The organism is Kitasatospora sp. NPDC057518, assembly GCF_042802075.1.
In the GTDB taxonomy this organism is placed as follows: Bacteria; Actinomycetota; Actinomycetes; order Streptomycetales; family Streptomycetaceae; genus Kitasatospora.
Genome location: NZ_JBHVEU010000266.1, coordinates 1 through 12,312 on the forward strand (window position 1 = coordinate 1; position 12,312 = coordinate 12,312).

Here is a 12,312-nt window from a genome sequence, read left to right on the forward strand (position 1 = left end):
GGGTGTGCGCTGGTAGAGGTCGAGGCGGTTGACGTCGGGCTGGATGGCGGGGACGAACTGGATGGCGGAGGCGCCGGTGCCGATGACGGCGACGTTGCGGCCGGTCAGGTCGTGGTCGTGGTTCCAGCGTGAGGAGTGGAAGACGGTTCCGGTGAAGGTGTCGAGGCCGGGGATGTTCGGGATGGCGGGGTCGGAGAGGTAGCCGGTGCCGGTGATGAGGGCCTGGGCGGTGTAGCGGCCGTGTTTGGTGCGGATGTCCCAGTGGTGGTGGGTGTCGTTCCAGGTGGCGTCGAGGAGTTCGTGGTCGTAGCGCAGGTGGGGGTCGACGCCGTGTCGGGTGGCGCAGTCCTTGAGGTAGGCGTGGACTTCGGCCTGGGTGGCGAAGGTGGATTTCCAGTCGGGGTTGCGGGCGAAGGAGTAGGAGTAGAGGTGGGCCTGGACGTCGCAGGCGCAGCCGGGGTAGGTGTTGTCGCGCCAGGTGCCGCCGAGGTCGGTGGCGCGTTCGAAGACGAGGAAGTCGTCGATGCCGGCTTTGAGGAGGCCGATGGCGGTGCCGAGGCCGGAGATGCCGGCGCCGATGACGGCGACTTTGAGGTGGCGGACGGCGAGGTCGCCGGTGGGGTGGGGGGCGGTGGCGTGTTCGGTGCCGGCGGTGGTGCCGGCGGCGGCGGCGACGGTGATGGCCGTGGCGGTGGCCGTACGGGTGCCCGTGCCGGTGGTGCGGGGCGGGGTGCGGGGTGCGGTCGTGGCGGCGCCCGTGCCGGAGGCGGCCGCGCCCGTGCCGGAGGCGGACGCACCGCCGGTCGTGCCCGTGCTGGTTCCCGTACCGGTGGCCGTGCTGCTGCCGCTGCCGGGGGCCGTGCCCGCGCCGGTGCCGGCCTTACTGGTGCCCGTGTTGGTGCCCGTACCGGTGCCGGCCTTGCCGGTGGTGGTGCCCGTACCGGTGCCGGCCTTGCCGGTGCCGGTGGCGGTGTTGGCGGTGTTGGTGCCCGTGGTGTTGGTGGTGGGGGTGGGGGCCACCCCCGCCGCCGGGGCTGTGCCGGTGCTGGCGTCGGTGGGTGTGCCGGTGCCGGTGGTGGTGGTGTTGGTGGTGCGGTTGGGGGCGGGGGTGGTGGTCATGGCGTCGGTGTCCTTGTCTCGGGTGTCCTGGGTGGGCCCGGGGGTCAGGCGCGGCGGGTGAGGGTGACGCGGAAGTTGTTGAAGATGTGGTCTTCGAGGGTGTAGGCGAAGATGTCGAGGTAGCGCTCGAAGCGGGCGACGGTGGTCTCGTCGGTCATGGTGACGGCTTCGTCGCGGCGGGCGGCGAGGAGTTGGAGCCAGGCGCGGCAGGCGCGGGCGAAGGACTCGGGTTCGTTGCGGATCTCGGTGACCTCGAAGAGGCCGTCGAGGCCGGCGGCGAGTTCGGGCAGGCGGGGGATGTGGCAGCCTTCGAACTCCTCGCGCTGGAGGAATTTGAGGTCGTCGAGGAGCTGGCGGCGCAGTGGGGGGTTCTCGACGGTCATGGTGTGCAGGACGAAGCGGGCGCCGGGCTTGAGGAGGGAGTGGACCTGCTTGAAGAAGACGCGGTAGCGCTGGGTGCGCTCTTTGGGGGTGAGGGAGGACAGGACGAAGTGTTCGAGGGCGTTGATGCAGAACGCGGCGTCGTAGGGGGCCTGGCCGTCGGCGAGGCGGTGGTCTTCCCAGCTTTCGACGCGGGCTTCGATGGCGGGGTTGTTCAGGGCGTCGACGAAGTCGGCCTGGGTGCGGGAGAGGGTGACGCCGACGGCCTTCTTGACGCCGTGGACGGTGGTGAGGCGGTTGAGCATGGTGCCCCAGCCGCAGCCGATGTCCAGGACGGTGTCGGTGTGGGCGGCGCGGGCGAGGTCGGTGAAGGCGTCGAGTTTGCGTTCCTGGGCCTCGTCGAGGACGGCGACGAGGTCCTCGCCGTCCTCCCAGTAGCCGCCGGAGTACATCATGGTGGGGCCGAGGATGAGCCGGTAGAGCTCGTTGGGGACCTCGTAGTGGTGGCGGATGGCCTCGACGTCGGGGTTGATGGTGCGGGCTTCGACGGTGGTCATGGGATGGGGCCCCTCGGTTGACGGTTGTGGGTGTGTGGGGTTGTCGGACGGCGGTGGGTCGGCCGGGGCGGGGTGGGCGGGTGGGCGGCCCGGTCGGGCCGTTTCCGTGGTGGTCGGCCCGGTGCGGGCCGGGGTGACAGGTCCGGCCGCTGTCCTGGTGCCGGCGGCGGGCGGCTGGGTGCCGTCCGGTGTCCGACGGTGGTCTTGCTGAACTCGGCCGCGGTCCCGGTTGGTTGGTGCCGTCCGGGAGAACGGTCGGGCCGTTCGGTGCCGCGTGGTGTGGTGCTGGGCCGGCCGTCGTTCAGGGCGGCTGGGTGCCGTCCGGTGTGCGGCGGTGGTTCCGGCTGAACTCGGCCGCTTCCCCGGGTGGTTGGTGCCGTCCGGGGCGGGCGGTGCAGCCGTTCGCGGTTCCTCGGTGTCTGCCGTGTCGGGCGGCTGGGTGACGCCCGGGTGGTCTTGCTGAACTCGGCCGTGTCCCCGGGTGGTTGGTGCCGTCCGGGGTGGCGGGTGCGGTGTCCGGCCGGGTGGTCGGTGGCGCCTGGTGCGGTGCCGGGCCGGTGGTGCGCGGTGGTCGCCGTGCGGGCCGGTACGGCGGGGTGGTGCGGGGGCGGGGCTCGGGGTGGTGTGCGTGCGGGTGCGGTGTGTTGTGGGTCAGGTAAGCGTGTGTCTCGCAAGCGGTGCGCAAGGGGGCGGGGGGTGGGTGGGTTGCGGGCCGGTTGCGTGGGGGCGGGTTTCATGCGGTTTCGGCAAGACACGCGGCCCCCACGGCCTGTCGCGGGGGGTGCTTCGGTTCCCGGGTGGTGTCGACCGCTGTTCCCGGGGGTCGTGCCGTGTTGTTCCGGAGGGTTCTCCCGCCGGCTGTCCCACCAGTTCCGCCCGTTCCGCTCGTCGTTCCGCCTGCTTGTTGTCCGTCCGTCCGTTCCTTGTGGCCGTGTGTCCGCTCGTTCGTCCGTCCCCTCGGTGCCGTGTGTGGTGTGTTCCCGGGGGCGGGGTGCGGGGGCGCGTGTCCGGGGGCCGGCCGGGGCGGGGGCGGGGGCGGGGGTGGTGGTGCGGTGGTGCGGGTGGCCGGGAGGGTGCTCCGGAGCGGTGCGGTGCGGGTCCGCGGGTACGGGTTCGCCCGGGCCCTGTGCGGGGTGTCGCCGAGGCGCCCGGTTCCGTCTGCCCGTCTGCCGGCCCGCTCGTGTCCGTTCGTCCGTCAGTCCGCCTGCCCGCCCGTCCGCATCGTCGGCCGGCCGGTGGGCGGGTGGTCGGGGTACGGGTGCGGGGCGGGGTGGCGGCGGTTGTTCCTGGCATGTTCATTCGACGCGTTGACGTGCCCATCACCCGGGAAACGGGGGTGGGCGAGGAGAGGAACGATCACTGATGTCTCAGATTCCCACGATCGAGGACCTGGCCCAGCAGCTCCAGGCGGTCTCCGGTGCGCAGGAGATCGACGCGGACGCCGCGCTGCAGCACATCGCGGACGTCGACTCGCTGGACCTGATGGAGTGGCTGTACGGCTTCCAGAACCAGTACCCGCACATCCCGGCGGACGAGTCGCTGTTCGCGGACATCGACGACACGACGACGCTGCGGGTGGTCCACGAGCGGATCCTGGCGCTCGTGCCGGCCGAGGCCAACTGAGAACCCGGCGCGGGCGGGCGGACGAGGAGAGGGGTCGGGTGGTGAGCGGTTTCGACGTCACCGGCTGGGGCATGTCGGTGCCCGAACGGGTGGTGACCAGTGCCGAGCTCGCGGAGCGTTTCGGCGTGGACGAGCACTGGATCGTCTCGCGGTGCGGGATCCGTGAGCGCAGGGCGGTGGGCCCGGGGCAGACCACGGCGTCGATGGCCGTGGAGGCCGGGCGCCGGGCCCTGGAACGCGCGGGCCTGACGGGCGCGGACATCGCGCACCTGATCGTGGCGACGGCGACCCCGGAGCAGCCCTCGCCGGCGACGTCGGCGTTCGTCCACGACGAGCTGGGCATCGCGGGCAGCGCCCACGACGTGAACTCCGAGTGCGCCGGCTTCGTGTACGGGCTGGTGACCGCGGCGGGCCTGCTGCGCATGGACCCGCGCCCGATCCTGCTGATCGGCTCGGACACCCACACGCTGACCGCGAACCCGCGGGACCGGGACCTGTCGATCCTGGTGGGCGACGGCGCGGGCGCGGTGGTCCTGCGGCCGGGCGCGGTGGACCGCATCCGGGCGTGGAACCTGGGCGCGGACGGCTCGTGCAAGAACAGCCTGAAGGTCCTCGCCGGGGGCTCGCGGATGCCCACCACCGAGCGGACCGTCGCCGAGGGCCTGCACTACGCGCAGATCAACGGCAACGAGATCTACCTGAACGCCGTGCGCTACACGGTGCGCACGATCCGCGAGACGCTGGAGCAGGCGAAGATCACGCCGCAGGACGTCGACCACGTCATCCCGCACCAGGCGAACATCCGGATCATCAACTCGGTGCTCTCCCACACGGGGATCCCCGCGGACCGGCTGGTGACGAACCTGGAGCGCTACGGGAACACCGCGTCGGCGTCGATCCCGATCGCGCTGGCGGAGGCCCTGGACTCGGGGCGGGTCAAGGACGGCGACACGGTGCTTTTGGCCGGGTTCGGCGCGGGCATGACGTGGGGCTCGGTCCTGCTGACGTGGGGAGGGGTGGCGCGGTGAGCGGCAAGGACGCCTTCGGCGCCAGGCCCGACTCCCCAGTAGCGCTGGTCACCGGCGCCTCCGGGGGGCTGGGCAGCGAGCTGGCGCTGGCGCTGGACGCGGCGGGCTGCCGGGTCGCGGTGCACTACAACAGCTCCCGGGCCGGGGCGGAGAAGGTCGCCGCCCAGCTGGTCAACGACCACGTGCTGGTGAGCGGCTCGGTCGCCGACTGGGACGCGGTCACCGCGATGTACGAGCAGGTCAAGGCCGCGCTGGGGCCGGTGGACGTGCTCGTCAACAACGGGGCGGTCCGCAAGGACGCGCTGATGGCGATGCAGAACCCCGCCGAGTGGCGGCAGGTGATCGACACGAACCTCGTCGGCTCCTTCCACACCGCCAGGGCGTGCGTGCCGGCGATGCTGCGCGCCCGCTGGGGGCGGGTGGTGAACATCGTCTCCCCGTCGGCGCTGATCGCCACCGCCGGGCAGACCGCCTACTCGGCGTCCAAGGCCGGCCTGATCGGGCTGACCCGCACGCTCGCGGCGGAGTGCGGCCGCCGGGGGGTGACCGTCAACGCCCTGTCACCCGGCTTCATGATCACCGGCATGACGGACACCCTGCCCGAGCACGTGGTGGCGGGCATGCGGGAGAAGGTCCCGGTGCCGCGGTTCGTCACCCCGCGCGAGGTCGCCCGCTCGATCACGCTGTTCCTCGACCAGGACTGCATGACCGGCCAGGTCATCAGCATCGACTCGGGGGCCTCCATCACCTGACCGGCCGCCCCGGGCACCCGGCCGCCCCGGGTGTGTCCGTCCGGGGCCGGGCCGCCGGACCCGTCCGTTCGGGTACCCGGGTCCGTCCGCCCGGGTCCGCTCCGGGCCGGTGGCCGGTGGCCGGTCCGCGGGTCGTCTCGTGCCGCGCCCTCTCGGCCTTCTGTCCGGCCCCGTGCCGGACAGGGGGCCGAGGGGGCGTTCCCGCGTTCCCGCTCGGGGGTGTCGCGGCAGGCCTCGGCCGGGCGCGCGGCAGCGGCAGCCCCGCCCCGCCCCGCCCCGATCAGGTACCGTCGGCCGCTCCGGAAGCCGCCCGCCCGCCTGGCCGTCCCGCGGCCGGCCGGCGGCGTCGTTTCCCTCGCGGCGGGTCCGGCCGGCGTCGCGTCCTACCCCTGGAACGGGTCCTCCAGGACGGGGACGCAGGGTGACAGCAGCGGATCCGTGTGCTCGCTCACCCGTCCGCGGGCCATCCTGTGGACGAGGACCTCGTTCTCACGGCCGGGGTCCTCGTCGTCGCGTACGTGCAGCAGGCCGTAGGAGCCCGGCGCCCGTTCACCGACCTCGCGGAAGAACGCCGGGATCCGCGCGTCACGGTGGTTCGTGAAGCCGCCGAGGTGGACGAACACCTCCCCGTTCATCCACCGCAGATCGAGCAGGTACGGGCTGCCGATCTCCCGGATGCGCTCCTCGATACCCCCGACGATCAGGTGGAGACGGTCGTCGTCGTACTCCTCGTCGTCGGCGCCGGCGCTCTCCAGGACCTTGATCCAGCCGTGGTACTCGAACATGGGCCGCAGCCTACTGAGCGGCCGCGCGCCGCCCGTGCCGTGGGTGGTGCCGGTGGTGACGGTGGTGTGTCAGTGGCGGGACAGCGTCCTGCCGGTGTGCCGACAGCGCTCGACGCAAGACTCGGTGACGCCCGATCAGGAACACACGACGACGAGGGAGCCGCCCGTGCCCCGACCCCGGCCCGCCACCGCCTTCCGCACCGCCTTCCGTACCGCTTCGCGTACCGCCTTCCGTACCGCCACCGCCGTGCTCGTGCTGGCGGCCCTGGGCCCGGCCCACACCGCGACCGCCGCCACCGCCGACAACCCCGCCGCGTCCGCCGCGCCCGTGCCGCGCCTGCACTGGGACGGGCCCTGCGCCCAGGGCTTCGAGTGCGCCACCGCCGCCGTGCCGACGGACTACCGCGACCCGCGGGGAACACCGCTGGACCTGGCCCTGATCCGCCACCGCGCCACCGACCCGGCCCACCGCATCGGCTCGCTGTTCTTCAACCCCGGCGGCCCGGGCATCCCCGGCACCGCGGCCCTGCCCGCCGTCTACGGCCTCTTCCCCGAACAGGTCCGCCGACGCTTCGACATCGTCAGCTTCGACCCGCGCGGCACCGGCGCCTCCACCACCCTCCACTGCTTCCCCGACCCCGCCGCCGAACAGGACCTCCTCGACGGCCTGCCCGCCGGCTACCCGACCGCCGCCGACCAGCAGGCGGCCTGGACCCGCGCCTACACCGGCCTCGCCCGCCACTGCGCCGACAACGACACCACCGGCCTGCTCGCCCACCTGTCCACCGCCGACACCGCCCGCGACCTCGACCTGCTGCGCCAGGCCGTCGGCGACCGGCGCCTCACCTACTGGGGCACCTCATACGGGACCCTGCTCGGCGCCGTCTACGCCAACCTCTTCCCCGACCGGGTACGCACGATGGTCCTGGACAGCGCCCTGGACCCGCGCGCCTGGTCCACCGGCCGCACCCCCCAGCAGCGCGCCCTGCCCCCGTTCCTGCGCACCGGCAGCGACCTCGCCTCCGCCCGCACCCTGGACGCCTTCCTCGAACGCTGCGCCGCCACCGGCCCCGCGGCGTGCGCGTTCGCGGCGGGCGACGCGGACGCGACCCGCGCCAGGTTCGCCGCCCTCCTGGAGCGGCTGCGCCGCGGGCCGCTCGCGCCCGGCACGCCGGCGCGGGAGGTGACCTACGCCTTTGCGGTGTCCACCGTCGCTTCGATGCTGTACACGGCCGCGCCGCTGCCGGGCGTCCCCGACAGCGGCTGGGCGGCCCTCGGCGCGTGGCTGCAGCAGCTGTGGACCGCCCCCGACACGCCGCCCGCCCCCGCCCCCACCCCCGCCCCGGCGCAGGTCGGAGCGGCGCCGGGCACGCTGTCGGGGCAGGCGCAGACCCTGGGCGCCCTGTGCGCGGACACCGCCAACCCGCCTGCCGGCGCCGACTACCCGGCCCTGGCCGCCCTCGCCGAGACGCGCTCCGGCGCCGTCGGCCCGTACTGGGTGTGGCAGACCCAGCGCTGCGCGTCCTGGCCCTCCCAGGCCGCCCGGGACCGCTACGACGGGCCGTGGGACCGCCGCACCGCCGCGCCCGTGCTGGTCGTCGCGAACACCGGTGACCCGGCCTGGCCCTACGAGGGCTCGCGCGCGATGGCCGACACCCTCGCCGGGGCCCGGCTGCTGACCGTCGACGGCTACGGGCACACGGTCCTGGGCAACCCGAGCGCCTGCGCGGCCGGGGCGCAGGAGCGCTACCTGGTGGAGGGGCGGCTGCCGGCGCCCGGGACGGTCTGCGCGCCGGACCGCCGGCCGTTCGCCCCGCCGGGCGCGTAGCGCTCCGGGGACGGCGGCGGCTGCACGGGCCGCCGCCGCCGTCGCCGTCGCGGTCGGGGCGGTGCCCGTTCCCCTCCTTTGCGCGGCGCGGGCCCGCCCCCTGCCGAGGGCGGGTCGGTTCCGGGGCCCGGGCGGGTCGTTGCGGGTGGCGGTCCGCGTCGTGCGGGGCGCCCGCCGGCGGTGGTGGCCGTGGTGTCGGCGGTGGTGTCGGCGGTGGGCGGTACGGTCGCGGCATCCGAGCGAGGAGGGCCGCATGGCGACCGGGTGGAGCCTGACGATCGACTGCGCGCACCCGGCGAGGCTGGCCGGGTTCTGGGCGCTGGCGCTGGGCTACGTGCACAGGCCCGCGCCGGCGGGGCTCGGGAGCTGGGAGGAGTGGCTCTCCTACCACGAGGTCCCGCGGGAGGAGTGGGACGACGGCGCGTACCTCTGCGATCCCGAGGGGACGGGTCCCGCCCTGTCCTTCCTGAAGGTGCCGGAGCCGAAGGCGGTGAAGAACCGGGTGCACGTGGACGTGCAGGCCGGCGGCGGCCGTGGGACGCCGTGGGAGGTGCGGTGGCCGCGCGTGGTCGAGGCGGTGGAGCGGCTGACCGCCGCGGGGGCGACGGTGGTCCGTGAGGAGGAGCTGCGGGGCAGGCCCGACCACGTGGTGATGGCCGATCCGGAGGGCAACGAGTTCTGCGTGGTCTGACAACGGACATTCCCCTCCCGGCCCCTTCCGGCGGCCCCGGCCGGCTCGTCCCGCCGGCACGCGGCGCGTGGTGTGCGAAGCCGTACCGGCCCGGTCGCGGCTCTCCCGTCTCGAAGGACCTGGTCCGCGGGCATGGCCGCGGCCTGCGGCGACCAGAGCTCTTGAGACGTCGAGGTGCGGACCACACCCGGAAGGAGGCCCCGGCCCGCAGGGCCGGGGCGGCACGGCCGGCGCCGTCGGTCCCGTGTCGTTCGAGGGCGGCGATCAGGTCTTCGCGGTTCACGACGCGCGGTATGACGCGCTCTGCGGGTGCCCGGAAGTCCGCCGCTCCGCTGCCCTGGGCGGTCGGGGCCCGGCGGGACGGGCGCTGGTCCGACAGCCCGCTCGACCTTCACCGGGCGGGACGCCGGGCAGTACGGTGACCGACCGGAACCCGCCGCCCACGAAAGGGGACACCGCCATGGTCCACCCGGCCGTCACCCGCCTCTCGGCCCTGATCGGGGAGCCGGGAACCCCGGGCGACAGCGTCGACTGGGACGAGCTGGCCCGCACCACGGGCCTGCGCCTGCCCGCCGACTACCGCGACTTCGTCGCGCTCTACGGCGGCGGCGAGCTGGACGAGTACCTCGGCGTCAGCACGCCGCCGGTGGACGGCTCCCCGTACGGCGACCTCCTCGACGCACTGGACTTCGACCCCCGGCAGGAGCCGGCCGCCCCCACCGGCACCGCCCCGGAGGACCTGGAGCAGGGCAGGCTCCTGCCCTTCGCGGGCAGCGCCAATGGCGACGTGGTCTTCTGGCTCTGCGACACCCGCGACCCGGACGGCTGGGACGTCGTCGTCTTCAGGCGCCAGCACCGTTACGGGGAAGCGGCCTGGGTCCGCTTCGCGGCGGGCTTCGGCGACTTCCTGGCCGGAACCCTCGACGGCACGCTGCCGAACCCCTTCGGCGACAGCGGCTTCACCAGGACCCCGCACACCTACCGCCACTGGCGCCGGCCGCTGTGACCCGCACGGCGTCCGCACGCGGCCTGGCCGCGCCGCTGGTGGTCAACGGCCCTCTCTCCCGGCCCCGTTGGCTTTCCCGGGTCCGCTCGGCGGCGGGCGGCCACGATCGGGGCCGGCCGCCGCATCCCGCTCACCGCGCCCGCCGCCTCCCGACGTCCGGTCCCACCCCGGCGACGGTCGCCTCCGGTGCCGACGGGAACGGCAACTCCCTGAACAGGGAGCGTGGTTGCGTCGCGGCCGCCGGCTGTTGGCCGCCCGGAACCCGCTACGGGCCCGGTGGGAACACGTGACCCGTTGCGTACCGTCACCGGTCGCAGGACGTGGGCCAGGGCCTTGCTCCGGGGCCGCTCGTCCGGTTCCGGGGGAGTGGTCGTCCTGCCCGGCGTGCGCGGGCATGCCGTCGGCCTGACGGCGCCCCCTTCGCCGGGCCGGGGTCGGTGGTGTTCGGGCGCGGGCCGGCCGGGCCGGGGCCGTGCCGGTTTGACCGGCCGTCTGGTCGTGGCGGGTGCGGGGTCCGTCGCCCGGCTGCGCGCGGGGCGGCCGGTGTCAGGGGCGGCGCCGGGGGGCGGTGGCCCGGTTCCCGCCCGTCAGGCCGTCCAGGACGATGTCCGTCAGGCGTTCGGGCAGGTCCGGTTCGTCGGGGCGGTGGCCGAGCAGGCAGCGGGTCTGGAGGGGGGCGCAGAGCAGTTCCAGTGCCAGGGCGGTGTCGGTGTCCGGGGGGAGTTCCCCGCGGTCCACGGCCCGGGCGATGATGGCGCCGGCCTGGTCGAGGCGGGAGTGCCAGAAGGTCTGCCAGGCCTCGGCGAGGTCGGGGTCGTCGGCGCTGAGGGCGGCGGCCCGGGCGACGGAGCGGCCGGTGGGGGTGGCGAGGTAGCGGGCCAGGGCGCGGGCGAAGGCGGCCAGGTCGGTGCGGACGGCCCCGGTGTCGGGGACGGGGACGCCCTCGTTGCTGCCGGTGAGCATGGCGTCCAGGACGAGTTTCTCCCGGGTGCCCCAACGCCGGTACACGGTGGTCTCGTTGACGCCGGCTCGGGCCGCGACCCCGGCGACGGTGAGCCGGTCGACGCCCTCCTCGGCCAGTACCTGCGCGGCGGCGTCCAGGACGGCCTGGCGCACGCGCGCGGCCCGCCCGCCCGGGCGGCGGCGCACCGGCGGCGGCTCCGACTCCGGGTGCGGCTCCGACTCCGGGTGCGGCTCGTGTTCGGTCATGTCGATCACCTCGGCCACCACACTAACGCAGGGCCGCTTGCGTTAGGCGCCGGTGCGGGCGCATAGTCGTTAACGCAAGTGTTCCGGCTTTAAGAAGCTTGAGTGCGACAGGAGGCACCACCATGTCCTTCACCTGGCCCCTGGACCCGCGGGACCTGTTCGTCGAGCGCTACCCGCAGATGACCCTCGGCCTGCCCGCCGGCGAGGTGGACGCGGTCCGCGCCGCCGTCACCGTGATGTGGCCCGACCGGCCCGGCGGCTGGGTGTACGAGTGGTCCGCCCTCGCCGCCCGCCACGCCGCCGCCGGGCGCCACCGCGAGGCCGCGCAGGCGTACGGCTGGGCCAAGTTCCCCTCGCTCGCCGACGGGCCCAAGCGCACCGCGCTCGCCCGCCAGGTCGAGCAGTACGTCCTCGCCGCCCCCGGCTTTCCGGTGGAGTTCGAGCGCCGCGTCCTCACCGTCCCCCACTGCGGCGGCGAGGCCGCCGTGCCGGTCCACCTGATGGCCGCCCCCGGCCTGCCCGCCGACGCGCCCCTCGTCCTGGCCAGCGGCGGCGTGGACTCCTGGAAGACCGACCTGCACGGCATGTGGGAGCAGCTCGCGTTCGCCCTGCCGGCGCGGCTGCTGCTGTTCGACCTCCCCGGCACCGGCGAGAGCGCCCACCTGCCGATGACCCCGCACGGCGGGGACGAGGTGATCGCCGCACTGGTCGCCTTCGCCCGCGCGGCCGGCAACGGGAAGGTCGGCCACTTCGGCATCTCGATGGGTGGCTACTACTCCGCCCGCACCGGGCTGACCGGGGCGGTGGACGCCTCCGTGGTGCTCGGCGGTCCGGTCGAGCGGGCCTTCGCCCCCGGCCGCGGCTTCGCCTTCGGCATGGACGGCATCGTCGGCAACGCCCTGGGCTTCGACACCGCGCCCACCAGGGCCGAACTCGACGCGGCCTTCGCCGGATTCGACCTGCGCCCGCTGCTGGACCGGGACGCCAACGGGCCGATGCTGGTCGTCAACGGCACCGAGGACGTCCACGTCCCCCGGGCCGACACCCTGGTGTTCGAGGGCCGCCGCGACACCCGCGTCGAACTGATCCCGGACACCGGCCACTGCGCCGTCTCCCGCTTCGGCGAGGCGATGGCCCTGATCGCCCCCTGGCTGAAGGACACCCTGGCCGCCTGAACCGGCTGCCCCGGGCGCCCCGCCACGGGACGCCCGCCGCGGGACGCCCGCCACGGGACGCCCGCCACGGCGGTCGTCCTCCGCCCGGCGCGTCCGGGACGGGCAAAAGCGACGGCGGCCCGCCCCCCCCCGTCCTGCCCGTCCCGCCGGAGCGGGGA

The 12,312-nt window shown here is 74.8% G+C and carries 11 protein-coding genes; 7 read left to right on the plus strand and 4 right to left on the minus strand.

Translation table 11 applies throughout. The annotated features are described in order from the left end of the window. Nucleotides 1–1,119, minus strand: a 1,119-nt coding sequence (locus tag ACFU7Z_RS25120) for a flavin-containing monooxygenase (RefSeq protein WP_380779794.1), incomplete at its 3' end; no start/stop codon positions are given. A gap of 44 nt (nt 1,120–1,163) precedes the next feature. Continuing rightward, nucleotides 1,164–2,057, minus strand: a complete 894-nt coding sequence (locus tag ACFU7Z_RS25125) for a class I SAM-dependent methyltransferase (RefSeq protein WP_074006253.1) — start codon at nt 2,055–2,057, stop codon at nt 1,164–1,166. A gap of 1,362 nt (nt 2,058–3,419) precedes the next feature. Between ACFU7Z_RS25125 and ACFU7Z_RS25130 the strand changes: the two genes are divergently transcribed. From ACFU7Z_RS25130 to ACFU7Z_RS25140, 3 genes are read left to right on the plus strand one after another with little or no spacing between them, the layout of a single operon-like run. Next, nucleotides 3,420–3,680 carry a hypothetical protein gene (locus tag ACFU7Z_RS25130; RefSeq protein WP_049656300.1) on the plus strand — a complete coding sequence of 87 codons (261 nt, stop codon included), beginning with the start codon at nt 3,420–3,422 and terminating at the stop codon, nt 3,678–3,680. A gap of 41 nt (nt 3,681–3,721) precedes the next feature. Continuing rightward, the gene (locus tag ACFU7Z_RS25135) at nt 3,722–4,708 is read left to right on the plus strand and encodes a 3-oxoacyl-ACP synthase III family protein (protein WP_049656304.1); all 987 of its coding nucleotides are present in this window, start codon (nt 3,722–3,724) and stop codon (nt 4,706–4,708) included. Continuing rightward, nucleotides 4,705–5,460 (plus strand): SDR family NAD(P)-dependent oxidoreductase, encoded by a 756-nt coding sequence (locus ACFU7Z_RS25140; protein WP_049656301.1) that lies wholly within the window; start codon nt 4,705–4,707, stop codon nt 5,458–5,460. The genes ACFU7Z_RS25135 and ACFU7Z_RS25140 overlap by 4 nt, the downstream gene beginning before the upstream one ends. 383 nt (nt 5,461–5,843) lie before the next feature. On the opposite strand, the gene ACFU7Z_RS25145 is transcribed toward ACFU7Z_RS25140, so the two are convergent. Continuing rightward, on the minus strand, nt 5,844–6,245 hold the full coding sequence (locus tag ACFU7Z_RS25145) for an Imm7 family immunity protein (RefSeq protein ID WP_380779796.1): 402 nt from the start codon (nt 6,243–6,245) through the stop codon (nt 5,844–5,846). A 166-nt stretch (nt 6,246–6,411) separates the two neighbouring features. Here ACFU7Z_RS25145 and ACFU7Z_RS25150 point away from each other — a divergent pair, with 166 nt between their 5' ends. From ACFU7Z_RS25150 to ACFU7Z_RS25160, 3 genes are all read left to right on the plus strand, one after another. Further along, complete coding sequence (locus ACFU7Z_RS25150) at nt 6,412–8,073, plus strand: alpha/beta fold hydrolase (protein ID WP_380779798.1); 1,662 nt, start codon at nt 6,412–6,414, stop codon at nt 8,071–8,073. A gap of 253 nt (nt 8,074–8,326) precedes the next feature. After that, entirely contained in the window at nt 8,327–8,764 is a 438-nt protein-coding gene (locus ACFU7Z_RS25155; protein ID WP_380779800.1) for a VOC family protein, read from the plus strand. Between the two features lie 460 nt (nt 8,765–9,224). Further along, on the plus strand, nt 9,225–9,770 hold the full coding sequence (locus ACFU7Z_RS25160) for an SMI1/KNR4 family protein (protein WP_380779802.1): 546 nt from the start codon (nt 9,225–9,227) through the stop codon (nt 9,768–9,770). A gap of 546 nt (nt 9,771–10,316) precedes the next feature. On the opposite strand, the gene ACFU7Z_RS25165 is transcribed toward ACFU7Z_RS25160, so the two are convergent. Continuing rightward, complete coding sequence (locus ACFU7Z_RS25165; protein ID WP_380779804.1) at nt 10,317–10,979, minus strand: TetR/AcrR family transcriptional regulator; 663 nt, start codon at nt 10,977–10,979, stop codon at nt 10,317–10,319. A 122-nt stretch (nt 10,980–11,101) separates the two neighbouring features. Between ACFU7Z_RS25165 and ACFU7Z_RS25170 the strand changes: the two genes are divergently transcribed. After that, on the plus strand, nt 11,102–12,154 hold the full coding sequence (locus ACFU7Z_RS25170) for an alpha/beta hydrolase (protein WP_380779806.1): 1,053 nt from the start codon (nt 11,102–11,104) through the stop codon (nt 12,152–12,154). Nucleotides 12,155–12,312 lie beyond the last annotated feature (158 nt).